This window comes from Burkholderia sp. IT-111MI5 (genome assembly GCF_949752865.1).
Classification (GTDB): Bacteria; Pseudomonadota; Gammaproteobacteria; order Burkholderiales; family Burkholderiaceae; genus Burkholderia; species Burkholderia pyrrocinia_C.
This window is the reverse complement of record NZ_CATKIF010000020.1, coordinates 19,032-41,888: the sequence shown is the minus strand read 5'-3', so window position 1 is coordinate 41,888 and position 22,857 is coordinate 19,032. Positions and strand designations below refer to the sequence as shown.

At 58.6% G+C, this 22,857-nt stretch carries 22 protein-coding genes; 10 read left to right on the top strand and 12 right to left on the bottom strand.

Annotation, left to right across the window (positions count from 1 at the left end; genetic code table 11):
- Positions 1 to 83: 83 nt before the first annotated feature.
- The 6 genes from ACM6JT_RS18050 to ACM6JT_RS18025 all read left to right on the top strand — a co-directional run bounded on the left by ACM6JT_RS18050 (position 84) and on the right by ACM6JT_RS18025 (position 9,669).
- Positions 84 to 1,640 (top strand): type I restriction-modification system subunit M, encoded by a 1,557-nt coding sequence (locus ACM6JT_RS18050; RefSeq protein WP_414856981.1) that lies wholly within the window; start codon positions 84 to 86, stop codon positions 1,638 to 1,640.
- The gene (locus ACM6JT_RS18045) at positions 1,630 to 2,865 is read left to right on the top strand and encodes a restriction endonuclease subunit S (RefSeq protein ID WP_414856980.1); all 1,236 of its coding nucleotides are present in this window, start codon (positions 1,630 to 1,632) and stop codon (positions 2,863 to 2,865) included. The genes ACM6JT_RS18050 and ACM6JT_RS18045 overlap by 11 nt, the downstream gene beginning before the upstream one ends.
- Complete coding sequence (locus ACM6JT_RS18040) at positions 2,862 to 3,608, top strand: abortive infection family protein (RefSeq protein WP_414856979.1); 747 nt, start codon at positions 2,862 to 2,864, stop codon at positions 3,606 to 3,608. The genes ACM6JT_RS18045 and ACM6JT_RS18040 overlap by 4 nt, the downstream gene beginning before the upstream one ends.
- A complete protein-coding gene (locus ACM6JT_RS18035; RefSeq protein ID WP_414856978.1) occupies positions 3,608 to 6,763 on the top strand; it encodes a type I restriction endonuclease subunit R in 3,156 nt (1,051 codons plus the stop codon). Before ACM6JT_RS18040 ends, ACM6JT_RS18035 begins: the two co-directional genes overlap by 1 nt.
- An 86-nt stretch (positions 6,764 to 6,849) precedes the next feature.
- Positions 6,850 to 8,901, top strand: coding sequence for an ATP-binding protein (locus ACM6JT_RS18030; RefSeq protein ID WP_414856977.1), 2,052 nt, complete (start codon positions 6,850 to 6,852; stop codon positions 8,899 to 8,901).
- A gap of 132 nt (positions 8,902 to 9,033) precedes the next feature.
- Positions 9,034 to 9,669, top strand: a complete 636-nt coding sequence (locus ACM6JT_RS18025; protein ID WP_414856976.1) for a GIY-YIG nuclease family protein — start codon at positions 9,034 to 9,036, stop codon at positions 9,667 to 9,669.
- Positions 9,670 to 9,829: 160 nt separating this feature from the next.
- Here ACM6JT_RS18025 and ACM6JT_RS18020 read toward each other — a convergent pair whose 3' ends face one another.
- Positions 9,830 to 10,333 carry a DUF6933 domain-containing protein gene (locus tag ACM6JT_RS18020; protein ID WP_414856975.1) on the bottom strand — a complete coding sequence of 168 codons (504 nt, stop codon included), beginning with the start codon at positions 10,331 to 10,333 and terminating at the stop codon, positions 9,830 to 9,832.
- A gap of 28 nt (positions 10,334 to 10,361) precedes the next feature.
- Entirely contained in the window at positions 10,362 to 10,688 is a 327-nt protein-coding gene (locus ACM6JT_RS18015; RefSeq protein WP_414856974.1) for an H-NS family nucleoid-associated regulatory protein, read from the bottom strand.
- A 414-nt stretch (positions 10,689 to 11,102) separates the two neighbouring features.
- On the opposite strand from ACM6JT_RS18015, the gene ACM6JT_RS18010 reads away from it, so the two are divergent.
- The gene (locus ACM6JT_RS18010; RefSeq protein WP_334016304.1) at positions 11,103 to 12,389 is read left to right on the top strand and encodes a hypothetical protein; all 1,287 of its coding nucleotides are present in this window, start codon (positions 11,103 to 11,105) and stop codon (positions 12,387 to 12,389) included.
- Positions 12,386 to 13,480, top strand: coding sequence for a hypothetical protein (locus ACM6JT_RS18005; RefSeq protein ID WP_414856973.1), 1,095 nt, complete (start codon positions 12,386 to 12,388; stop codon positions 13,478 to 13,480). Before ACM6JT_RS18010 ends, ACM6JT_RS18005 begins: the two co-directional genes overlap by 4 nt.
- A gap of 164 nt (positions 13,481 to 13,644) precedes the next feature.
- Here the strand turns inward: ACM6JT_RS18005 and ACM6JT_RS18000 are convergent, their stop codons facing one another.
- Together ACM6JT_RS18000 and ACM6JT_RS17995 are read right to left on the bottom strand one after the other, a co-directional pair.
- A complete protein-coding gene (locus ACM6JT_RS18000; RefSeq protein WP_414856972.1) occupies positions 13,645 to 14,910 on the bottom strand; it encodes an IS256 family transposase in 1,266 nt (421 codons plus the stop codon).
- A 98-nt stretch (positions 14,911 to 15,008) separates the two neighbouring features.
- Positions 15,009 to 16,190 (bottom strand): toxin-antitoxin system YwqK family antitoxin, encoded by a 1,182-nt coding sequence (locus tag ACM6JT_RS17995; RefSeq protein WP_414856971.1) that lies wholly within the window; start codon positions 16,188 to 16,190, stop codon positions 15,009 to 15,011.
- A 129-nt stretch (positions 16,191 to 16,319) separates the two neighbouring features.
- Here ACM6JT_RS17995 and ACM6JT_RS17990 point away from each other — a divergent pair, with 129 nt between their 5' ends.
- Positions 16,320 to 16,667 (top strand): helix-turn-helix domain-containing protein, encoded by a 348-nt coding sequence (locus ACM6JT_RS17990; RefSeq protein WP_043224931.1) that lies wholly within the window; start codon positions 16,320 to 16,322, stop codon positions 16,665 to 16,667.
- A 78-nt stretch (positions 16,668 to 16,745) separates the two neighbouring features.
- Here the strand turns inward: ACM6JT_RS17990 and ACM6JT_RS17985 are convergent, their stop codons facing one another.
- Positions 16,746 to 17,537 carry a methyltransferase domain-containing protein gene (locus ACM6JT_RS17985; RefSeq protein ID WP_414856970.1) on the bottom strand — a complete coding sequence of 264 codons (792 nt, stop codon included), beginning with the start codon at positions 17,535 to 17,537 and terminating at the stop codon, positions 16,746 to 16,748.
- A 9-nt stretch (positions 17,538 to 17,546) separates the two neighbouring features.
- The gene (locus ACM6JT_RS17980) at positions 17,547 to 17,945 is read right to left on the bottom strand and encodes a hypothetical protein (protein WP_414856969.1); all 399 of its coding nucleotides are present in this window, start codon (positions 17,943 to 17,945) and stop codon (positions 17,547 to 17,549) included.
- 65 nt (positions 17,946 to 18,010) lie between these two features.
- On the opposite strand from ACM6JT_RS17980, the gene ACM6JT_RS17975 reads away from it, so the two are divergent.
- Positions 18,011 to 18,268 (top strand): helix-turn-helix domain-containing protein, encoded by a 258-nt coding sequence (locus tag ACM6JT_RS17975; protein WP_009891843.1) that lies wholly within the window; start codon positions 18,011 to 18,013, stop codon positions 18,266 to 18,268.
- A gap of 3 nt (positions 18,269 to 18,271) precedes the next feature.
- Here ACM6JT_RS17975 and ACM6JT_RS17970 read toward each other — a convergent pair whose 3' ends face one another.
- The 6 genes from ACM6JT_RS17970 to ACM6JT_RS17945 all read right to left on the bottom strand — a co-directional run bounded on the left by ACM6JT_RS17970 (position 18,272) and on the right by ACM6JT_RS17945 (position 22,833).
- Entirely contained in the window at positions 18,272 to 18,571 is a 300-nt protein-coding gene (locus tag ACM6JT_RS17970; RefSeq protein ID WP_414856968.1) for a hypothetical protein, read from the bottom strand.
- Between the two features lie 101 nt (positions 18,572 to 18,672).
- Positions 18,673 to 19,479, bottom strand: a complete 807-nt coding sequence (locus ACM6JT_RS17965) for a DUF4942 domain-containing protein (protein WP_414856967.1) — start codon at positions 19,477 to 19,479, stop codon at positions 18,673 to 18,675.
- 66 nt (positions 19,480 to 19,545) lie between these two features.
- Complete coding sequence (locus ACM6JT_RS17960) at positions 19,546 to 20,637, bottom strand: hypothetical protein (protein ID WP_414856966.1); 1,092 nt, start codon at positions 20,635 to 20,637, stop codon at positions 19,546 to 19,548.
- Positions 20,634 to 21,560 carry a phage capsid protein gene (locus ACM6JT_RS17955; RefSeq protein WP_414856965.1) on the bottom strand — a complete coding sequence of 309 codons (927 nt, stop codon included), beginning with the start codon at positions 21,558 to 21,560 and terminating at the stop codon, positions 20,634 to 20,636. Before ACM6JT_RS17955 ends, ACM6JT_RS17960 begins: the two co-directional genes overlap by 4 nt.
- Positions 21,561 to 21,610: 50 nt before the next feature.
- Complete coding sequence (locus ACM6JT_RS17950; protein ID WP_414856964.1) at positions 21,611 to 21,826, bottom strand: hypothetical protein; 216 nt, start codon at positions 21,824 to 21,826, stop codon at positions 21,611 to 21,613.
- Between the two features lie 11 nt (positions 21,827 to 21,837).
- Complete coding sequence (locus ACM6JT_RS17945) at positions 21,838 to 22,833, bottom strand: YqaJ viral recombinase family protein (protein WP_414856963.1); 996 nt, start codon at positions 22,831 to 22,833, stop codon at positions 21,838 to 21,840.
- Positions 22,834 to 22,857 lie beyond the last annotated feature (24 nt).

The following is a 22,857-nucleotide window of genomic DNA, read 5'->3' as shown; positions in this document are numbered from 1 at the left end:
CATGCCGTAGCTTGCGGCCGAACGGATGCTGGTCGCGTTCCACATGGCGTAACTGAACAACGATTGAAGAACTGGAACCCAATATGGCCAGTAGTGAAAACACGAAAAATGGCAGCGGTGGCAACCTCGGCTTCGAGGCCGAGTTATTCAAAGCCGCCGATAAGTTGCGCGGCAACATGGAGCCGTCCGACTACAAGCACGTCGCGCTCGGGCTCATTTTCCTGAAATACATCTCCGACGCCTTCGAAGCTAAGCACAAGGCGTTGCTGGCTGACGACGCACAGGCCGCCGAGGACAAGGACGAATACCTCGCGGACAATGTGTTCTGGGTACCGAAGGAGGCGCGCTGGTCGCACCTGCGGGCCAACGCCAAGCTGCCCACCATCGGCACCTTGATCGATGACGCGATGCGCGCCATCGAGAAGGACAACGAATCGCTCAAGGGCGTGCTGCCCAAGGACTACGCCCGCCCCGCGCTCAACAAGGTGATGTTGGGCGAGTTGATTGACCTGATCTCCGGAATTGCGCTCAACGAGGATGGGGACCGTTCGAAGGACATCCTCGGGCGCGTGTACGAGTACTTTCTGGGCCAGTTCGCCGGAGCCGAAGGCAAGCGCGGCGGCGAGTTCTACACACCGCGTTCCGTGGTGCGCGTGCTGGTCGAAATGCTCGAACCGTATTCGGGCCGCGTGTATGACCCCTGCTGCGGCTCGGGCGGGATGTTCGTGCAGTCGGAAAAATTCGTGCAGGAGCACGGCGGCCGCATCGGCGACATTGCGATTTACGGGCAGGAGTCGAACTACATCACGTGGCGACTGGCCAAGATGAATCTGGCCGTTCGGGGCATCGACTCCGACATCCGCTGGAACAACGAAGGCAGCTTCCACAAGGACGAGTTGCGCGACCTCAAGGCTGACTACGTCCTCGCCAATCCGCCGTTCAACATCTCCGACTGGGGCGGCGACCGCCTGCGTGAGGACGTGCGCTGGAAGTTCGGCGTGCCGCCCGTGGGCAACGCCAACTACGCGTGGCTGCAGCACATCTTCCATCACCTCGCGCCCAATGGTACGGCGGGCGTGGTGCTGGCCAACGGATCGATGAGCTCCAGCCAGTCTGGTGAGGGGGAGATCCGCAAGGCGATGCTTGAGGCCGACGCGGTGGATTGCATGGTAGCGCTGCCCGGGCAACTCTTTTACTCCACGCAGATTCCCGCCTGCCTGTGGTTCCTGGCCCGCAACAAGAATCCTGGCAAGGGTCTGCGTGACCGGCGCAGGCAAGTGCTGTTCATTGACGCCCGCAAGCTGGGCGTGCTGGTAGATCGCACGCGGCGTGAATTCGCCGACGTGGACGTCCAGAAGATAGCCGACACCTACCACGCTTGGCGCGGGGAAGCGGGTGCGGGTGAATACGCGGACGTGGCGGGCTTCTGCAAGTCCGCCACGCTGGATGACATTCGCAAGCACGGCCACGTGCTGACGCCGGGGCGCTATGTGGGCGCTGCCGAGCAGGTGGATGATGGCGAGCCCTTCGAGGAGAAGATGGCGCGGCTGTCCGCCCAGTGGCGCGAGCAGCGGGCAACGGCGGCCAAGCTGGATGCGGCGATTGAGGCCAACCTGAAGGAGCTTGGGTATGGCGAGTGAATGGAAGGAATGTACGCTTGGCGATGTGATAGAGCTGAAGCGTGGTTACGACCTGCCGCAAAAAGTCAGGCTGCCCGGTAACGTTCCGCTGGTTTCGTCTTCAGGCGTAACGGACACCCACGCAGAATCAATGGTCAAGGGTCCAGGGGTCGTGACAGGGCGATACGGAACGCTGGGACAGGTCTTCTACATCGAACAGGACTTCTGGCCGCTAAACACCACGCTTTATGTGCGCGACTTCAAGGGCAACGATCCTCGTTTCATCAGTTTCTTTTTGCGGGATATAGATTTTTTCGTTTATTCGGACAAGGCGGCTGTTCCGGGCTTGAACCGCAATCACCTGCATCAGGCCCGGGTGCGATTTCCGACCGATCCCAAAGAACAACGTGCCATCGCCCAAATCCTCGGCACGCTGGACGACAAGATCGAACTCAACCGGCGCACGAATGAAACGCTGGAGGCGATGGCGCGCGCCTTGTTCAAGGCGTGGTTCGTGGACTTTGAGCCGGTACGCGCCAAACTGGAAGGCCGCTGGCAGTGCGGCCAATCACTGCCCGGTCTGCCCGCGCACCTCTACGACCTCTTTCCCGATCGGCTCGTTGAATCGGAGTTGGGGGAGATTCCGGAGGGGTGGTGTATGGGTTCACTCGGAGAAGTCGCAGTGCATCCTCGCCGTAGCGTGCAGCCGGGTGAAATCAAAGACGAGACACCTTACATCGCATTGGAACACATGCCCAAGCGTTGCATCGCGCTTGCCGAATGGGGCGTGGCGAATGGCTTGGAAAGTAACAAGTACGAGTTTAAGCACGGAGAAATCCTATTTGGAAAACTACGCCCGTACTTTCATAAGGTCGGCGTCGCTCCAGTCGACGGGGTGTGTTCAACCGACATAGTAGTTATTGCGCCCAAGTTACCCACATGGTTCGGTTTCGTTCTTGCCCATGCATCAAGTGATGCGTTTGTGGAGTACACCAACGCCGGTTCAACTGGAACGAAGATGCCGCGGACAAGCTGGCCTGAAATGGCGCGCTACGCAGTTGTTCTGCCACATGAGGATGTAGCCTCTGCATTCAATCAGCATATCCAAGCAGCGAGCGAGGAAATCATCGCAACGATTCACGAGTCAAAATTTCTCGCACAGCTCCGCGACACCCTGCTGCCCAAGCTCATCTCCGGCGAGCTGCGCGTACCGGATGCCGAGCGCATCGTCGGAGCAGCGGTATGACCCTGGACTGGTGCCCCGGCATCCGCGAGGCCTGCGCCCATTGGCGCGACGCGCCTATGTTGCAGCAGACCTTCGAGGCGATGGAGCGCAATCTGGAGCAGAACAACGATGCATGCATTGACTGCGCCAAGACCGTAGTCGAGGTGGTGTGTCGCGTGGTGGTGGAGAGTTTCCACACCCAGCAAGCCCCGCTCAGACCCACGCAGGAGACCCCCTCGCTGTCGGACTGGCTGACCGCCGCGATTCGCGCCCTCAAGCTGGGCGACGTGCGTGATGACCGGTTCAAGAAACTGGTGTCCAGCCACCACAAGCTGGCCGACGCGCTGAACGACCTGCGCAACAAGGCAGGCCCCGCCAGCCACGGCAAAGACCCGTATCTGGAACGGTTGGCAGAACACCACCGTCGCAGCTCGGTTCTGGCGGCTGATGCCATCGTGGCATTTCTACATCAGGCCTATCTGGACACGCAGCTCGACCCGATCAGTTCCCGCGAACCGTGGGAGCGGTTTGCGCAGGACAACGCGCTCATCGATGCGCAGGTGGGGTTGGCTGTGGACGCAGAGGACGGCGACTCGCCAACCTTACGTTTCCTGCTGCCGGGCGGTGACGAGCTGCCGATCAATATCGAGGTCAGCCGTTTGCTTTACCAACTGGATCGGGACGCCTATGTCGAGGCGTTGAACGCCGCGAGGGGGGCATCGGCTCCAGTTGTGGAGCATATCGAAGAACAAGGAGAACCGTAATGGCGTTTCTGTCGGAGGCCGCTGTGGAGCAAGCGCTGCTGGAACAGTTGCGCGCTCTCGATTACAGCATCGAACGTGAGGAGGACATCGGCCCCGATGGGCACCGCCCGGAGCGCGAGAGTCACGATGAGGTCGTGCTCAAGAAGCGATTCGAGGACGCTGTTGCTCGTCTGAACCCCGGTCTCCCGTTGGAAGCCAGGCAGGACGCTGTGCGCCGTGTAATGCAATCCGAACTGCCATCGCTGCTCGAGGAAAACCGCCGCATCCACAAGCTGATGACCGAAGGGGTGGACGTTGAGTACTACGCTGACGATGGCACATTGACGGCGGGTAAGGTCGCGCTCATCGACTTTGAGCAACCAGAGCAGAACGACTGGCTGGCCGTGAGCCAATTCGTCGTCATTGCCGGTCAGTACAATCGACGTCCCGACGTTGTCGTGTTCGTGAACGGCCTGCCGCTCGGCGTGATCGAGTTAAAGGCACCCGGAAGCGGCAATGCGACCTTGGTCGGGGCTTTCAATCAACTGCAGACCTACAAGAAGCAGATTCCGGCGCTCTTCAATACCAACGCACTGCTGGTGACGTCGGATGGCATTGCGGCACGCGTGGGGTCGCTGTCGGCAGACCTTGAGCGCTTCATGCCATGGCGCACCACCGACGGTACGGACGTTGCACCAAAAGGTGCGCCGGAGCTCTCGACGCTGATCGAGGGCGTGTTCGAGCATCGCCGCCTGCTGGATCTGCTCTGTCACTTCACGGTCTTCGGTGAAACCGGTTCTGGGCTGGCTAAGATCATTGCGGGCTATCACCAGTTCCACGCGGTGCGACATGCGGTCAACAGTACGGTGACGGCCTCCTCTCCGGAGGGCAACCAACGAGTTGGCGTGATCTGGCACACCCAAGGTTCCGGCAAAAGCCTACTGATGGCGTTTTACGCCGGGCAACTCGTCAAACACCCGGCAATGGCCAACCCGACGCTAGTGGTGCTGACCGACCGGAACGATCTTGATGACCAGCTGTTCTCAACGTTCTCGATGTGCCGCGACTTGATCCGGCAAACGCCGGTGCAGGCCGATAGTCGCGAAGATCTGCAGAAGGTCTTGAGTCGAGCATCGGGCGGCGTGATTTTTACGACCTTGCAGAAGTTTGGCGAGATCGCGGAGCCGCTCACCACGCGACGCAACGTGGTCGTCATTGCGGATGAAGCGCACCGCAGTCAATACGGCTTCAACGCCAAGGTGGACACGAAGACCGGCGAAATTTCCTATGGCTTCGCCAAATACCTGCGCGATGCCCTGCCGAACGCATCCTTCATTGGTTTTACCGGCACGCCCATCGAAGCGGACGACGTCAACACACCGGCGGTATTCGGCAACTACATCGATGTGTACGATATTAGCCGTGCGGTCGAAGACGGCGCGACCGTGCCGATCTATTACGAGTCCCGGTTAGCACGCATCGAACTTGATGACGACGAGAAGCCAAAGATCGACGCCGAGGTTGAAGTTTTGACCGAGGAAGATTCCGAGGCAGACCAAGAGCGTTTTAAGAAGAAGTGGTCAACGGTCGAAACCCTGGTCGGCAGCGACAAGCGTCTGGCGATGGTGGCCAAGGACATGGTCGCCCACCTCGAAGATCGCGTCGCTGCCCTCGACGGTAAAGCGATGGTGGTGTGTATGAGCCGCCGCATTTGCGTAAAGTTGTACGACGAGCTTGTCAAGCTGCGCCCGGACTGGCATAGCGCCGATGACAACGCTGGTGCGATCAAGATCGTGATGACGGGCGCGGCGAGCGATCCGCACGAGTGGCAGCAGCACATTGGCAACAAGGCACGGCGCGACCTGCTGGCCAAGCGTGCCCGTGATCCGAAAGACCCGCTCAAACTGGTGATCGTACGGGATATGTGGCTGACCGGCTTTGACGCACCATGTATGCACACGATGTACGTGGACAAGCCGATGCAGGGGCACGGCTTGATGCAGGCGATAGCACGCGTGAACCGGGTGTTCCGCGACAAGCCAGCCGGCCTGATCGTGGACTACATCGGTATTGCACAAAGCCTGAAGTCGGCCCTGCAACAGTACTCGAAGAACGATCAGGACAACACCGGCGTCGACGAAGCGCAAGCCATCGCGGTGATGATGGAGAAGTACGAGGTTGTCCGGGACATGTATCACGGCTTCGACTACGCCTCGGCGCTGACCGGGACACCACAAGAGCGTCTGGCGATGATGGCGGGAGCTATCGAGTGGATTCTCGACTTGCAGCAGAGGCTGGCAGCGAAGGAGAAAACAGAGGGAGGCAAAAAGAACGCTCATCGCCGCTATCAAGATGCAGTACTCGCGCTGTCCAAGGCGTACTCACTGGCATCGGCATCCGACGAGGCCCGCGAAATTCGGGAGGAAGTTGGCTTCTTCCAGGCTATTCGTGCCGCGCTGGTCAAGAGCGCGACGGGTTCAGGTGTCACCGAGCAAGAACGCGAACTGGCAATCCAACAGATCGTGAGCCGCGCAGTGGTCTCGACTGAGATCGTTGACATCTTGGCCGCAGCGGGAATCAAGAGCCCGGACATTTCCATCCTGTCCGATGAGTTTCTCGCGGAAGTTCAGCGGATGGAGCGAAAGAATCTCGCTCTGGAAGCGTTGCGCAAGTTGATTAATGACGGCATCCGATCGCGGAGCAAAGCTAACGTCGTACAGACTAGGGCATTCTCGGAGCGCTTGGAAGACGCAGTGGCGCGCTATCATGCCAACGCGATCACGACAGCCGAAGTGCTGCAGGAGTTGATCCAACTGGCGAAGGACATCCGGGCTGCCCGTCAGAGGGGCGAGGAGTCGGGGCTATCTGACGAAGAGATCGCTTTCTACGATGCACTGGCCGAGAATGATAGTGCGGTGCAGATAATGGGCGACGACAAGCTTCGGTTGATCGCTCACGAGCTCTTGGTGAGCCTTAGAGGGAGCGTGTCGGTAGATTGGGCCCATCGCGAGTCAGCACGAGCACGGATGAGGGTGTTGGTCAAGCGCATTTTGCGAAAATATGGCTATCCTCCTGACTTGCAGGATCTCGCCGTTCAGACGGTACTACAACAGGCCGAGGCGCTGTCGTCAGGGTGGGCATTTTCGCGCGGCGGGACGACATTACATGGTGACTGACGGGTGTATAGGAGCCACCGGCAATACTAGCGGGCGTGGTTCGGATCTCGATATTGTCGGCGTACTTTCGTAAACGTCTACGGTTAGTGAAATGGATTTTCGCCACCACCGCGGCGCCATACGGGCGAAGCCATGAAAATTTGCAAAAGGTCACCATGACAACAAATATCGACCTCTCCGGTACCACGGAAATCGGCAACGAGGGTATCAAGAAACATTTCAAAAGTATCGAGCCTTGGCAGCCATTGTTCGAACTCGTCTGGAACGGATTCGATGCCAAGGCCGACCTGGTGGAAGTGGACGTTCGGCTCAACAGTCTGAGTGCTTTGGCCACGGTGCGTATTCTGGATGACGGCGACGGTATCGATCCGACAACTCTGAAGCACACGTTTGGCCGATTTAATGACTCCCACAAGCGTGAGGACGCAGCACAGCATGGTGCGCACGGCCGCGGTCGGCTCTCCTTTCATCGTATTTGCCGCTTCGCGACTTGGCACACCAAGTCCGCCAATGGGCAGGCGCGAATCGCCATCAACGCTATGACCATTAAGGACTACCGCGCCCAGTTTGTGTCCGACGAGACGCAATGCTCGGCCTTGCGCGAGCAAGCGAAAGGCACTTTGGTCGAGTTGTCGGAATTCTCGTGTCAGCTCCCTGGGGCTGATGAGCTACGCGCGAAGTTCGCGGTTGAATTCGGGTGGTTTCTTGCCCTGCACCCGTCGAAGACGCTGAAGTTGGATGGTGGGCTGATCCCTGTCCCGAGCAACGAAATTACCCAGCAGATCCTTACCCCCGGTAAGTATGCATTTGACGTGCAGGTGATCCGCTGGGACGAGAGACCTAGTTCGGAGAAGTCGTACACGTATCTGTTGGACTCCGCTGGCAGAATCGTTTACAAACAGCTTAGCGCACTCAACAATAAGGCTGGTTTCTTTACCAGTATTTATATCAGTTCTCCATGGGCAGATACGTTTGCTCATGATGAGAATTTATTTCAACCTGATGCGCATACGCCCAATGCCACAGAGTGGAAGAAGCTTTTGCGCCAGGTCGGCGATTTGGCGCAAACCGTGTATGACCAATTTCTTCGGAAGAAGGCGGCAGTAGAGGTCGAAAAATACGTTGACGATGGTCTGTTTCCGACGTATGCGGAACTGCCTCCGGACGAGCGATCATGGCGCTTGGACAATACGAAGCAACTGATCACGTCGATATACGTTGCAGATCCTTCGGTGTTCAACGCGGCTAGCAAGAAGCAACGAAAAATCATCATCCGCCTTCTGGATCGGCTGGCGGTTTCCAACGAGAACGACTCACTCTTTGATGTGCTCAACAGCGTACTCGACCTAGAAGAAGAGGCAATTAAGTCACTCGCAGATCAGCTCAAGCAGACAACGCTGGAAAACATCATTGCGACCATTGAGATCTTGCAGCGTCGTCAGACTGCGGCTTCGAAGCTTCGGACGTTAATGAACGATCATTATCGGGACGTCCTAGAAACGCCGGATCTACAGAAGATCATCGAGAACAACACATGGTTGTTTGGACCCGGTTATGAGACGCTTGGAGCTGAGGAGGATACGTTTACGAAGATCGCTAAGGATCTACGCGACAAGATTCCGCAGATCGATAACATTGGCGCGGACGACGTAGACGATGAGCAAGCCGACATCGCGGGCGCGCGACGTCAAACAGACCTATTTCTTGCGCGTCGCGTGCCCACGATCGCACCAAACGGGCAGCAGATTTATCGCTGCGTGATCATTGAGATTAAGCGACCGGGCATTTCGCTTAACGTAAAGCACTTGCGCCAGCTTGATGACTACGCGAACATCATCAAGAAGCATCCTGAGTTCGGAAGTGAGAAGATGCACTTCGAATTGATCTTGATCGGCAGGAAAATTTCATCGACTGATACCGAGATTACGAGTCGCCTACGCGGGCAAATTGCCCGAGGGGAACTCGGGCTCGTCAGTGATGACCCTCGCATGAAGCGCTACGTGCTGAATTGGTATACCCTCCTTGATTCGTTTGAACTCGCTAATGCGTTTCTTTTGGAGCAGCTAAAGCTCAGGCGCGACTTGTTTAACCAGTCAACGAAGGACCAGCTCGTTGACGATTTGCAAACAACAACCTAGGCGTGCGTTTCCTCGATGCGTTATTCACATGTGAGCTGTGTCGCGCGTGAGTGATAACTTGGCCGCCGTTTTCAAGCTCTGTTGGTTGGATGGTGGCCTACTGGCAGCTCTGTAAAATAACTAAGGATCAACGTGTCGCAGATTGTCTATATCCTTACCAATGAAGCTATGCCGGGCCTGATCAAGATTGGGATGACTGCCGATAGCGTCGAAGCCCGAATTTCCCAACTGAGTGCCCATTCAGGCGTGCCGTTGCCTTTCGAGTGCTATTTTGCGGCTGAAGTGCCTGACCACGTAAAGCTCGAGAAAATTCTGCACCAACTCTTCGGAGATGTTCGTCTGAATCCGAAGCGTGAGTTTTTCAAGCTGGACCCCGAAAAGGCGGTCCTAGCTATCAGTATCGGAGATTTCAAGGAGATTACGCTCGGCGTCGCAGAGATCGACAAAGACGAGCAGCAGGCCCTCGACAAAGTCAAGGCACGTCGTTCGAAACTCAATCTGGACGCGATCGGCATCAAGTCAGGTGATGTCTTGACATTTTCACGTGACGAGTCTGTCACGGGCATCGTAGTGGACGGCGGAAAGCTGCTGTTTGACGGCGAAGTCATGAGCCTTTCGGCGGCTGCCTTGAAGGCCCTTCATGCCATGGGCTATAAGACGCCGGCTGCAAGCGGGCCAGGCTACTGGATGTTCGACGGCGAGTTGTTGGGCGAACGTCGCCTCAGGCTCGAAGCGGAAAAGTACGGTGATGGTGCGACCCTGACCTAACTTTTGCCCTCGATCTGATTCGATTGATGGGCGCACGGTCGACAATGATTGGCGGTCGGGGAAGCCGGAGGAGCATGCTGTGAATCGGTCTTGTTTGACATCCGAGTAACCGTAGCGACCGTTACGCCGTCGAGCGTGATTTCAAGTGCGGGCATCTTCGTTATCGACTCGGTGGCTCGTTCCCTACGAGAGCTTGGCGTATCCGTTGTGCCGGGCTATCGTAGTGCAGTGGCTTGCATGGCACGTCCGCGAGTTTCATCGAGAGACGGTGCAAATCCGTTTCGCTATGCTGCTCTTTCCAGGCTCGTGCCAGAAAGGCGAATTCATTGAGCATTCCGACGACGCTTCGATTGGTGGTCTTGACGATCTCGTACTCCCGCATGTGCTGAATCTCGGTGTCGATCTGCGCTGCGTGCCATCCATGAGCATGCAGCACACTTTCCAGAGCCTCGGGAAAGCGAGTCGGCAACGTCGCAGCGGGGGCGAGCGGCATGAGCAGCGGCAAGAGCGTACGCTCGTTGACGAGGAGCGCGACCTGCGGTCGCCAGAACAGCACCGTGGCGTACCAACGGCTCAATGTGGACGCGGGTGTACTCGCCGGGTTGGCGGTTAGCTGACGACCCAGGCGATCGAGTAGCTTGCGGGTACAGTGAAGGTGAAGCATTGTTTCGAGACGTCGAGCTACGGCATAGTCAGAGTCCTTCGGGCCACCAGGGCTTGGGGGCTTCTCGGATCAGGTAATCATCGAGATTCTTGTCTTCAAGCCACTTTGGCCGCTTACCACGACCAGTCCAAGAATTCCCGCTGTTGGGATCGTAGTACATGACGGGTGCTTTCTGACGCTTAGGTTTGACGAAGCCGGCGGCGCGCAGGAGCTCGATTTCGGTGATGCCGTATTCGTTCACGTGTTCGCCGATCTCGGCAAGTACGGCTTGCTTTTCCCGTTGCCTTGCTTCTTCAACAAGCAGGTTCAATTGACCGAGCTGCTTCTGCAACTCTCGAATGGTAGAGCTGTTCATGTAATGTTGTATCGAGCGAATTACTGTCTGGAGCGAAGTTTCGCAGTCAAGTGGCATGGCTGAGCGCCAACCACGCAATTGCATCCGAGTACGCGAGGTCGGATGCGGCCTGCGCATGCCTGCGCGCGAATCGTTTGGCGGCGCACATTGATCTGCCGCGACCGGGATAATGTCGAGCCTACGAAGCGGGAGCAGGCCTTGGAGTAACGCGAGCCAAGGATCGCTATGGTCGGTAACGACCCTTTGGGGGCCGCCGATCTACGATGTCCGGTGTCTAACCTCTTAACTCACCCGGTATAGCTCCATAGCCTGTGGTTGTGCCCGACGCATTGCTCTGCCAGGTGCGTGCGTGTCGATATTTTTGCTGCAAACGGGTATTCTACGCATTAATTAAATAAAAAGCCCGGGGTAGCTGTGACAACGACAAACCAAATTAAAGCCGAGTTCGCTCACGATCTCGAAGTTGGTCTCGCGCGTAAGAGTGTGCCCGAGTTCGAGCATCTGCCGACCATCGGTATGGCCGGTAAGCTGGCCTTGCACATTCGCGGGCTAGGGGAGCTTGAGGGCGGTGTGTTACGTCAAGTGGCAGACTATTTTTTTGATATTCCCGCCGTAGCTTTACCTGGGGTCCTCACCCTGCTGGAGGAGATCGAGTATGTGCAGTTGATCACCGAAGGAAAGTCGATCAAGAAGGTGATTCCGACGGTTCCTCATTTTTCATCGGTGTACAGTGGCTTGGGGGAGTACGTCGGAACGATCACATTGAACGAACACGAGGAGGTGGCGATCGCGATGCTCAGCGAGTTGCGATCGAAGCCCGAGAAACGTGATGCGTTGATCAATCGCATCGGCGTAGCAACGCCCGTCTTCGGTCGCATTGAATCCATCACGACAGAGGGCGGCTTGATCGTGCCCAAACGTGCAAGGGGGCAGGACATCCTAATAAGCCCTTTTTATTTCGCTGACAACCTTGATTCCCTTGCAAGTCAAGCAGCTGCAGGTGGCGCACGAAGTGTCGAGCGCATCTTGACGCTCATTCAGAAGGCGCAGGGGTGGCCGCTGTCCCTGATCTTGGCCCGCGGTGAAATTAATGGGAGCAAGCTGACGTCTCAGGAACTGCAGATTTTGCAGGATCTGATCGCCGACGGTGTGTTGCGACCACCGAGCCTTAGTAACGCTAAGACTCGGCGCGACGAACACTTCGTGTTTACACCCCATCCGGGCGCACAGCGTCTCGATGGCGCAGCTCGTGAAATATACGAGCGAACCATGGCGCTGGTCGCCGCCGTTCGCAAAGGCCAGCTCTTGCCGCAGCAATTCCGGATTCGCTCGCCACAAGCGCTCCTGGGAAAGCTGCGAAGCGCTAAGCGGATTGGTGCGAGTACTGAAGCGGCGGCGCAGTATCGCAATCTGGTGGCATTGCGCGTCGGTCGATTGGAGCGTGTCAGGGACGATTGGTTCGAGTTTGTGCTGATTGATGAACCCGAGAACATCCATGCCGTTGACGATGCAATCTCCCTGTTCGAAGACGGGGAGCCCTTATCGGCGGGCGTATCGGAAGAGGCTCGGATTGCTCTGCAACGTGACGAGTCGTATATCCAGTCGATTGTCGCTGCGCAAAAGCTGCGCTCCACTGCCCGTCCAGCTTTGGATGCACAGGCTCATGCTGAAATGGAGCAATTGTTTTTGGATCTACGATGATCAAAGATACAGCACAAAAGCAAAAGGCCATCCGTTATTGTGTCGCAATGGGCTACGTGCCGCACATGGAAGTCGTGGTTCGTCACACGGCCGATGTGGCGGAGACCAGTGCTGACATTTCGGACATCGATGTCTTCGGGTTGAAGGCAGCAGGGGAGTTCCCTACGCGGCGGATCGTGTTTGACTGTAAGACACAAAATAAGATCAGCGCCATTTCTCGTGCATTGTGGGCTGCGGGCCTGAAGCAGCTAGTAGGTGCAGACGAAGCCTTCGTGATCCTGAACAAAGCTGCGCCCGAAGGACATAGGTTGGCCGCCAGTGACATCGGTGTGCGGCTGTTCTCCGAACAATTGTTCGACGAGCATGGCAAATCTTCATCAACGAATTACCTTGAAGGCATCACATACCTTGATGACGCATCGGCTTGGGAGGAGATTTTTGCGATCGGAGCAAAGTTCAAGGGACTAGAGTCGTTAGCGACTTACCTAACATGCGATGGCCCCCTCGAACGGAATGCAGCGGTTGGATTTCGCAGTCTACTTGGTAAGGTCAAGCAAGCTGGCGGTGAATTGGATGTCGGAAAGCCCAGTCATCGCGCGCTGTACGGTTTGCTCGTTGCGCAGGCAATTCTTTTTCTGAGTGCGATGACGCGTGATTTTCATGCGGTCTTTGATCCGGCGATTTCACGTGAACGGTTCGAAATTGCTTTGCGTAATTTTGTCTGGGGTGGGCGAGACGGATATGAGTTGCGTCAACGCTTGCATTTGGCACTGGCAAATGCTCGAGGTGCTGACGATCAGGGGCAGTTCCAGTTGCCAAATTGGGACAAGCTAGTCGAGCTGGTGCGAGGCCTGTTGGATGCACCGTTCTTGGCCGGCTCTGGAGCTTTGGCGGTTAAGGATCTCGCGTTTCGCGAGCTTGTTCCTCAACGAGAGCTTGCCGAACGGCGAATCGCGATCGAATTCGCCGCAAACAATCGGGCACGGCAATATGCCATGCAGATAAACCGCTACCTTGGCTCCTTGTCGAGATTGCTGCGTGATTTTGCCGACCACTACAACACGGTCCTCGGAAGCGTTCCTACGAGTTGACGTTGAGTAGTTGCTGATGTGTATTGCGAGCATCTGCGGTTTCGCGCCCCGAGCGTATCGGGATACGCGTCGCGATAAAAAAGAAACGACTGAAACGTGTTGGATGCGCCTCGCGGCGGGACCTGTCCGCATTTTTGTGGGCGAGGCGGTTGAACAATCTGTGATCAGCGCGCCATCGTAAATCGATCACCGAACAGAATAGCAAACTGATTCATCGCGGATTTCCAATCAAAGGCGGTCCGCACCGACTTGGCGAGTACGTTGCGCAGTGCCAGCCAGAGCAGTTTGACGGCCGCCTCGTCGTTCGGGAAGTGGCCGCGCGTCTTGACGATCTTGCGTAGCTGCATGTTCAAACTCTCGATGGCGTTTGTGGTGTAGATCACCCGCCGAATGTCCGGCGGAAACACGAAGAACGGCGTGACGTGTTCCCAGGCGCGTTGCCAGCACTGGACGATCATCGGGTATTTGCCTCCCCACGGCCCCTCGGCGAAGTCCCGTAGCGCTTGCTCGGCCGCCTGCGCGCTGGCGGCGGCATAGATTGGGCGCAGCGCCGTAGCGAGCGCTTTGCGATCCTTGTAGCTGGCAAACTCCAGGCTGTTGCGGATCAGATGCACGATGCAAGTCTGCACGGTGGTGTGCGGGTAGACCGCGCCGATCGCCTCGGGTAGCCCCTTCAGGCCATCCACCACGGCGATCAGGATGTCCTGGCAGCCGCGCGTCTTCAGTTCGTTGAACACCTTGAGCCAGAACTTGGCGCCCTCGGTCTGTTCGATCCAGAGGCCCAGCACGTCGCGCTGGCCGTCGGCCTGGATGCCCAGCGCCAGATAGACGGCCTTGTTGCTGACCACGCCGTCATCGCGGATCTTGACCCGCAGCGCGTCGAAGAACACCACCGGATACATCGCCTCAAGCGGACGGCTCTGCCAGCTCAGCGCCTCGGCCATCACTTCGTCGGTGACCGAACTGATGAAGTCGGGTGACACCTCCGTGCCGTAGCTCTCGGCCAGAAACGCCTGAATCTCGCGCACGCTCATGCCTCGGGCGTACATCGCGATGATGCGTTCGTCGAAGCCGGTGAAGCGGCGCTCATGCTTGGGAATCAGGATCGGTTCGAAACTGCCGTCGCGATCACGGGGGACTTCGACCCGAACCAGACCACGATCGGTGATGACCGTCTTGCCGCTGGCGCCGTTGCGCTCGTTGGCCTGCCCGACCGGCTTGGGCTGGCCTGGCGGGTAGCCCAGATGCAGATTCATCTCGGCGTCCATCGCGCGTTCGATCACCGCCTTGTTGAACGCCAGCATCAGATCCTGAACCTCGGTTGGCGTCATCGGCCCCTTGACCAGTTGGTCCAGCAGTTCCTTGGGCAACTCAGGCAGCGGCCCTCGGGCCGCTGCCTGACGCGCTACGGTTTGCCTCTTCTTCTTCATCAGCATATCCATGACTTTTATACCTCATGATATGCCCAGCCCACCAAATGACGGATAGGTCCTCGCGGCGCATCCAACTATGCTGCTCCCTGTGTGCCTCATCGGTTCGGCCGCTTACCGTCTTTACACCACGACTGCCATTCGTCGAGCTGGTCGGCCGTTACGATCACCTCGTCGCCGTTTTCGCGATGAAAAGCCGCCGTCCAGACTGACACGCAGATGTCGTTGTCCGACGAACCTGCCGTCGTTGCGGATGCGGCGGCAGAGTTGAGCCCACCACGAAGCTTCTCTTTGCAAGTTGCTTCGAGTTCGTTCAGACGATCGACACCAACACCGTTCATGTTGTCCAGGGAGTGGAGTTGTTCGTCGACGCATATTTTGATTTCGTTGCTGGCCGGCATCTCTTGCCCGTTCTGGTACGTCTTTTCGTAGATCAGTTTCCCATCAGCATTCCAGCGTTTGACTTCGCCGGATAGTTTCCCGTCGACATATTCGGCATGGCCGGTCAGCTTGCCCGTGTTCGGATCGAATGATTCTTCGGTTCCTTGTTGGGTGCCGTGCGCGAATGTAGTCTTGTAAATTACATGCTTGCCGTCCGACGCATAGCGCGTGAATGCACCGTCATACTTGCCATGGACGAGCGTGGCGGACAGCACACGGCTGCCCGTATTAGGATCGAAGGCTTCTTCGTCGCCGGACAGAGCGCCGTCTTGCCAATGAGCAACATGGACCAGCGTGGCATTGCTCGAGTTGTAGATCGCCATTTTCCCGTCCGGGTGCCCATTATTGAGCGTCACGTCGACAAGCTGATGATCACCGCTGGTATTGAATAGCGCGAACTTGTCGTCGAGTGTGCCGTTCTTGAATCGGGCTTCTATCCGCTTCGCACCGCCATTGGGATCTGAGCAGGTTGCGTTGCCATCCGGCAGACCTTCGTCGATGTTGACATCGCATACTGCGTGTGGGGTCAACATGAGCAGGACGGCGTTTCCGCTTCCGATGAGACTTTGTGCCTCACGAGGATCTCCCGGAATCAACGCACCTGTATTGAGGATCGCTGCGCTGATCTGGCTGAATCCCGGCTGCTGGCTCAAGAGCTTGTCGGCTGGGACGTTCGTCAGCTTGCCGGAAAACGGCTCGTTTGCGTTTCCGGCATAGACCTTGCCATTGACGAACTGGGCGTTGCGATAGTCGAGTACGTCGCCTTTGCAGCCGGTCAATGCGAGGGCCGCAACGAGGCTAGAAAGAATCAGCGGGTAGCGGTAGTTCGGTACTTTCATGTGAGTGGTCCTGTTCTTATGTAGAAGCGGAATCGACTGAAAATCAACTCAAAAAGATGAATCTCAACCCTATAAGTCCTTCATGTCAAGAAGTCGATGCCCAACCATCTAGGTGGAATGGGAGCGGACATGCGGGATACGGAAGAAACGCGGCTCGCCCGGCGGGTCGGCAAGGCGATTGCTCGGCGTCGGGAGGAGAGCCAACTGACGCAGGAGGACGTAGCTGAGCAGCTCGGGGTCGGGAATGAAGCGATTTCGCGCATCGAGCGCGGTATTGTCATGCCGACGGTTGCTCGTTTGGTCCAACTGGCTAAGGTGTTTCAGTGCAATGTCGCCGACCTGTTGACGGAAGCCAGCCACCGGCCCGACGATCAGGCTCGGCATCTCAGCCAGTTGCTTACGAAGCTGAACCCGCAAGATCGAGAAACCTTGGTATCGATCGTCGAAACGCTCGCAGCTCGACTGGCACACAAATAAAAAAACCGACCGGAGAACCGGTCGGCGAAACGGTTCTGGCGATCCGAGGGTGATGTTTGCCAGAACCCAGGCACCGAACTACGACGTCTTTTCGGCCTGCACGGTCAGGTGCGTCCGGTTCGAGATGCAGTGAGCGGACAGGACCTTGAAGCCATGGTCCGTCATGAATCGCCTCATGGCCGTCACTGAGAAGTACCAGAGGTGTCCCGGCGGTCCGAAGTGCTTCCAGTTCTGCCCGCGGCGGACAGCGGAGAAATGTGTGACACACGGCACGACGAAGTAGACGCGGCCGGCAGGCGCGAGCACGCGACGCACTTCCGACATGAACTCACCTAGGTGCTGAACATGTTCGAGTACATGGAAACCGACGATGAACTCGAATCGGTTGTCCGGGTAGTGCTGGTCGAACAGGCTGCCTTGCGCCACATCAATACCGTTTGCGCTCATGTACGACATCGGCCCGGTCGCATAGTCGATGCCTCGCAGCTCGAATCGCCGCGTCTGTTTGAGCGCCATCAAAAGGTGCCCTTCGCCATATCCGATCTCCAGCAGCTTGCGCCGGCCTGCTGCGCATCGAACGAGGTTGCGCGCATGCCACCAGTTTTCGACCGATTTCGAGAGGCGCTTCGATAGCCGCTTCCGGGAGACCGGCACGAATTCGTTGACATCACCGTAGTAGCCGGAATAGAACGCGGCTAGCGTTGCATCTGACGGTACGTTACGGACGTAGACGAACCGGCATTCCGGGCAGCGATCGATGTAGTAACCGTCCCGCTCGAAATATGGCATCGGCAGACTGCCACATACAGGGCAAGTTAGATTGAGGTAAGCATCCCCGCGGTGATGAACGTCTTTGGTCGTTTGCAACATCGTTTTTCCTTATAAGGGGCGGCTGAGGTCGTCGTCGGTCAGCCGCGATGGAGCGGGAGTGATCTGCCGCGCCTCGACAGGCGGTTCTGCATGCAGGACCGCAGCGCACGCCCGGTAAATCACCGGACCGACCACGCCGACGTTTGCGAGAGCGATTAGCCGCTCCCGACGGACTTGATCGGGAACGGTCCGGTCGCCGACGAGTACCCAAACCGCGTCAATCAACGCTTGCCGTGCTGCGCTCCGCCGGCTCAGATAGATCGCCCCCGCAATGGGGCCGAGGCATACGGACGCAACGCCCCATCCGATCGGTGGCAAGCCGACGCGGCGAGCGCCGAGCTTGCGCATGTCGAAGACAATGACCAGCGCAGTAGCGACGCCGCTGCCCAGCCAAATCAGTTGAAACATGTAAGCCTCCCGAATATACCGTATACGAATACAGAATATTCGAAATGCGTATCTAGAATCTCTTCATGACCCATCCAATCCACGATCCCCGCTATCAGCGGATCGCGACGCTGCTCGCCGAGCTACGCAAACAGCGCGGCTTGTTACAGCAGGACGTCGCCGACCGGCTCGGGCGCCCACAAGCCTTCGTCTCGAAGGTGGAAAGCGGCGCTCGCCGTGTGGATGTCGTGGAATTGCTCGATTTCCTGAGGGTGCTGGACGCGGATCCGCATACCTTCATCGACGCGCTGCTGAACCCGCCAATCTCGTCCCTGCCGCGATGACGCCTAGTAGTCGCCAGGCAGCAAAAACGTCGTCGATGAGCGATCCCATTCGGTGATGACCCAGACGGTTTGACCGCCGGGCAGAACGTAGCTGGACAGCAGGCGTAGCCCTGCGTCGATCGACAACTCGTTCTGCTGGCGATCGGATTCAGACAGGTCACCCCAATCGCCGTGCATGTGGCGGATCAACAGGTCGATGATCGACACGTGCGCGTCGGCGATGGCTTCCAGCGCGGCGGGCGTGGCGAAGATCCGCCCGAGCTTGAAGCGCGGGCCGGCGTGAACGGTGGATGGCAGATTCACGAAATTCTCCAGGTAACGGACGAACACGAGCCTCCGGATAAACCGGATACCGAGTTCGCTGAATGGATAAGGGAAGACGAGACGCAGGACGCGTCCCGGAACTACCGGGCTTCGGACGCCAGGGCGTTCGGATAGTGCTTCGCGAGAATCAGGTTCATTCTGTCGACCAGATCAGCGCGTGTGAACGTCAGGTGGCCGTTGCCGTTCTTGAACCAGCGCAGGTGGAAATAGCCGTGCTCGGCCTCTGTCTTCCCTTGATGCTGTGCGTCCGAAATGAGCGTCGACATGCCATGCCGATGATCCGGCTCCGGCTTGCCATCGAGCACGCTGAACACTCGCATCAGATCGTCCAGTTCGTTCGTCGCGTGGTAGTTGGAGCTGCCTTGCGAGAGCAGATACCGGACGATGATGCGCTTGCCGAACTTGAAAGGCTGATTGGTCTTGTAGTCCCACGACAGCCGCTGGAAGCATTGCAGCACGCCGCGTTCGAACATGTCGCCGCGTGCTCCGTAGAGCTGCGCAAAGGTGGCTTCGATGTTGGCGACGGTCAGTTCGGGCACTTCGCCTTCGGCAATTTGGTGACTCCACTGGTCGCGAGCCTTCGCATCCATGAAGGTACGCAGGCCTGACTCCGACATCAGGTAGTCCCAGCCGCGCACGTCGACGATGCGCACCATAGCGGCTTCGGCTTCGTCGCGCTTGGCGTACTCTCCTGTAATGGTCGGGCGGCCGCGACAGCCGTAGCTTTCATCGAGCACGAGTCGCGGGAAGCCGAGATGCGCGGCCTTGGCAAGCCGTTGGGCTTCGCCGAGCAGATCGAGGGCAGCGCGTACGCGCTCGACGACGGCGACGCGCTGGTTGGCGAGATTGGCGATGCTGATGCTGGGGACGAGCGTATTCGGTTCCATGTTTCATGGTGATGGGAAGGTGATTGGGAAAGCGACAGCAAAAGGCCGGGCACGAAGCCCGGCCGCTTATGCTGTCGATGTGTGTTCAGCGAGCTGCCGACGTAGCTCTGCCGCGCGGGCCTGAGAACAGCCCAGATGCCGTCTGATGTCGGCGACGGTCGGCCGAACCAAACCGGCGGTCACGTCTCGAACGAGCTGCGACAGGTGGTCGTCGGTGCGAGCAGTGGGAAACGGCGTGATCGGGCCGTCACGTGGTGTGTGACTACGAGGCGTCGTCTCATGACCGGGCGTTACATCTTTGCGACTAACGGTCTTGCTGGCGTGACTCGCGATGACCTGAGTGACTCCCGGCTCGCCGAGATCAGTCGCGTCCGTGACTGCCGCGACTACCGGTGCGGTCACGTCGCCCGTCATCGTGACTGTCGCGACGGTCGGTGACGTGACGCCGGTCGCTGAGGATTCAGCTTCAGTTCCCGGCGATCGAAGCGCCACCGTCCATAGCAGGCATGCCACACCTTCGAGCACGGCGGCAAACATCAACCCCGACAGCAAGTCGACACGCATCGCCGTGATCCCGAGTAACGCGGCGAGTCGCGACGTGACTGGATCGACGAGTAACGCATCATGTTGTACCGTGACTCGATCCACTGCGGCCTGCTGGCGCCGCACGTCTTCGGCTTCGGCGTTCAGCGCATCCAGTCGTGCGGCAAGCGTCACGCGACGGGATCTGAGCGTCGTACAGTTTCCGATGCAGTTACGTGCCTGCGCGACCGCGAGTTGTGCTGTCACAGTCGCGCGTTCTGCCATGACCGCCGTGAGACTACGAGCGGACTCCGGTACCGAGGTCATCCGTACCGTTGCCGCCCGTAGCTCACCGGCATGCTGCTGGGCTAAAGTGAAGAACACTGCGTGACCGAAGCATGCCGCCAGCAGGCAAGCGCCCCATAACACGCTACCTACACCTCGAATGGCGATCGGCATCTCACGGATCAGCGCCGGCAACAGGTGCGCGCTCGTGACGAGCACCATGCCGATGGCGATCCAGATAAGCCGTTCCGGTAACGTGCCGCCGCGTTGCCAGCCGGCGAGCACCGACAGACAGAGCGCAGTGGCGGTTGTGCAGACTGCCAGGACGAACGTCGAGCGACGCGTACTCATGCTGCCTTGCCGCCGAGCAGCACGGCCTTGCGTTCGAGCTTGTCGCGCAGGGTCGACGGCGGCGTTCCGGTCGTCTCGTCGGTGCGACCGTCCCCGGTATCGAGGTTGTTCGTACCTGGATAGAACTCTTCCGCGACAGCCGCCGTTTCATCCGGACTGTCCTCGAACGCGCCCTTAGCGAACCCTGCACGCGCAGCGGCATCGAGCGCGGCCTGATCGAAACCGGCGGCGCGGCGCCGAGCATCCAGTTCCTTCGCCTCGATCAGTGCCTGTTCGAGCGTATTGCCCGAACGCACGCCGAGGTCGACGTAGTAGATCGCCGACCGGTAGCTCTGGGCCGTCGACTTGCCGCGCAGCTTCAATTCCAGCGGCAAGCAGGCGAGCAGATTGCCGGACACCGCGCGGAAGTAGTGCAACCGCGCGGCGAGCGTTCGGATACTGTTATAGGACGTGGTGCGGAAGATGAACGAACCCATCTCGTCCTCGTCCTCGTCGCCGACGATGACGATGACGTTGAGCCGCCCGTACGGCTTGCAGTTGCCCTGACGACCGAACGTGCAGCCGTCCGGCGACAGGCAGGGGAGGGTTTCGATGCCGGCGTCCGTCACGCGCCGGCAGGTTTCCCCGTTACCGACGCACACGGGCCGTCCGGTATCGCGGTCGAACAGCGAGTACTCAGCCCGCAGGTTCAGATCCGGATCGTTGAACAGCACACGAATCGGAATGGCACGCAGCTTGCCCGATGTCGCCTTGCGCAGCGTTTCGTTCAGCGGGTGCAGCAACCATTCGCCGCGCTGCTGCACCTGGGTGGTGAGGGTGAATTGGTCGTCCTTCTCGGGGACGCGCTTGCCGTTCTTCTCGACGATGCGCCCGATTGAGATTCGCCCGATAACGGGCGGCGTGATGGCGAGACCTTTGAGCATGATGGTCCTCAAAATAGAAAAAGGGAGAAGAAAACTGCGAGCGATGCGGACTATCGGGAAAAGTGCGCTTCGAGCTTCGTGTGGATCTCCTGCGCGACGCCGTGCCAGGCGCGTGCGCTGACCATCGGGTTGAGCTGCAGTTGATCGAGTGGGGTTGCGGCAACGTGTGCCGCGTGCTGGCTCAGTGCATCCATCACGAATGCTTGTGCGAGCGCGCCGTATCGGGAGAACGTCATGATCTCCGTGAGGCATTCCAAATTGGTCATGGGGAATGGAATCAGGTAGAAACGAGGAAACGCCGGGAACCCGGCTTCGAGGTCGCGTACTGTGCTTCGTACTCGGGGTGATCGGTCAGCAGGCGAGCCAAGTCGACGGAGGACGAATCCTTGCTGCGCTTGAACGACACGGAGCCGGACTCGAATACAGCGCGCGTCGCGTCACCCATGGCTTGCTGGAGCGTTTGCTTGAGCTGCGCTTCGAGCTGCTGGCGTGTCTCGATCTCGGCTCGTACTGCGACCAGATCGGCGAACGTGGACGACAACAAGCGGTCGTCGCTGAAGTCGATCGTTTCGCCATTGCCGGGATACAGGTGACGCAGCGCGCGATCGGCCGACTCCGATCCATCCGCAGGGGGTGGCGTATCGGTTTCCACGAACCGCCAGAACCGCGCTTCGAGTTCGACCAGACGTCCGATCAGCGCATCGTCGCGATCGATCCGATGCACTTCGAGCGCCTGACCACAGAGCAGCACGGCGACGTGCGCCTCTGTCTTGCCGGTTACGGCCAACTGGTGCTGCACCTGGATCTGCACGTACTCGGGCACGCCTTCTCGCCAGAGCCGCGCACCGAACTCGCCGGCTGTCTTGCACTCGAGAACCTGCACGTCGCGTGCGCCGACGATTTCCCGGTCGATGTTCGCGAGCATCCAGGGGATCGTCGGGTGACGCAGTACGGCATTGACCTTGCGTACCTTGTTGCCGGTCTGTCGGGTATAGACGGCGGCCACGATGGGCTCAAGGAGCGTGCCCCAAAATACCGGCGACGTCGTATCGTTCGGATCAGGGCGGGGCAGACCATCGGCACGACCAGTCTTGTCGAGCCACAATTCCAGCGCGCTCATGTAGGGATTCAGGCCGATAGCGGCGGCGGCGTCGGAGCCGCCGATGCCGGTACGCCGAACAGCAAGCCAGTCGTCGCGCGATAGATCGTTCGTCTTGACGAGCTGCAGCGCTGGTTTGCGCGTGCGGGGTGGTTCGGGGTGAGGGGTGTTCATGGAACCTCGCAAATAGGAAGACCC

Excerpts from the sequence above, each read along its gene's own strand:
- ACM6JT_RS17960 (WP_414856966.1), bottom strand. The coding sequence starts at position 20,637 with ATGAGTACGCGTCGCTCGACGTTCGTCCTGGCAGTCTGCACAACCGCC.
- ACM6JT_RS18020 (WP_414856975.1), bottom strand. The coding sequence starts at position 10,333 with ATGCTTCACCTTCACTGTACCCGCAAGCTACTCGATCGCCTGGGTCGT.
- ACM6JT_RS18050 (WP_414856981.1), top strand. The coding sequence starts at position 84 with ATGGCCAGTAGTGAAAACACGAAAAATGGCAGCGGTGGCAACCTCGGC.
- ACM6JT_RS17995 (WP_414856971.1), bottom strand. The coding sequence starts at position 16,190 with ATGAAAGTACCGAACTACCGCTACCCGCTGATTCTTTCTAGCCTCGTT.
- ACM6JT_RS18000 (WP_414856972.1), bottom strand. The coding sequence starts at position 14,910 with ATGAAGAAGAAGAGGCAAACCGTAGCGCGTCAGGCAGCGGCCCGAGGG.
- ACM6JT_RS17950 (WP_414856964.1), bottom strand. The coding sequence starts at position 21,826 with ATGACCAATTTGGAATGCCTCACGGAGATCATGACGTTCTCCCGATAC.
- ACM6JT_RS18015 (WP_414856974.1), bottom strand. The coding sequence starts at position 10,688 with ATGAACAGCTCTACCATTCGAGAGTTGCAGAAGCAGCTCGGTCAATTG.
- ACM6JT_RS17955 (WP_414856965.1), bottom strand. The coding sequence starts at position 21,560 with ATGCTCAAAGGTCTCGCCATCACGCCGCCCGTTATCGGGCGAATCTCA.
- ACM6JT_RS17985 (WP_414856970.1), bottom strand. The coding sequence starts at position 17,537 with ATGTTGCAAACGACCAAAGACGTTCATCACCGCGGGGATGCTTACCTC.
- ACM6JT_RS18035 (WP_414856978.1), top strand. The coding sequence starts at position 3,608 with ATGGCGTTTCTGTCGGAGGCCGCTGTGGAGCAAGCGCTGCTGGAACAG.
- ACM6JT_RS17965 (WP_414856967.1), bottom strand. The coding sequence starts at position 19,479 with ATGGAACCGAATACGCTCGTCCCCAGCATCAGCATCGCCAATCTCGCC.
- ACM6JT_RS18045 (WP_414856980.1), top strand. The coding sequence starts at position 1,630 with ATGGCGAGTGAATGGAAGGAATGTACGCTTGGCGATGTGATAGAGCTG.
- ACM6JT_RS17980 (WP_414856969.1), bottom strand. The coding sequence starts at position 17,945 with ATGTTTCAACTGATTTGGCTGGGCAGCGGCGTCGCTACTGCGCTGGTC.
- ACM6JT_RS17990 (WP_043224931.1), top strand. The coding sequence starts at position 16,320 with ATGCGGGATACGGAAGAAACGCGGCTCGCCCGGCGGGTCGGCAAGGCG.
- ACM6JT_RS17975 (WP_009891843.1), top strand. The coding sequence starts at position 18,011 with ATGACCCATCCAATCCACGATCCCCGCTATCAGCGGATCGCGACGCTG.
- ACM6JT_RS18040 (WP_414856979.1), top strand. The coding sequence starts at position 2,862 with ATGACCCTGGACTGGTGCCCCGGCATCCGCGAGGCCTGCGCCCATTGG.
- ACM6JT_RS18005 (WP_414856973.1), top strand. The coding sequence starts at position 12,386 with ATGATCAAAGATACAGCACAAAAGCAAAAGGCCATCCGTTATTGTGTC.
- ACM6JT_RS17945 (WP_414856963.1), bottom strand. The coding sequence starts at position 22,833 with ATGAACACCCCTCACCCCGAACCACCCCGCACGCGCAAACCAGCGCTG.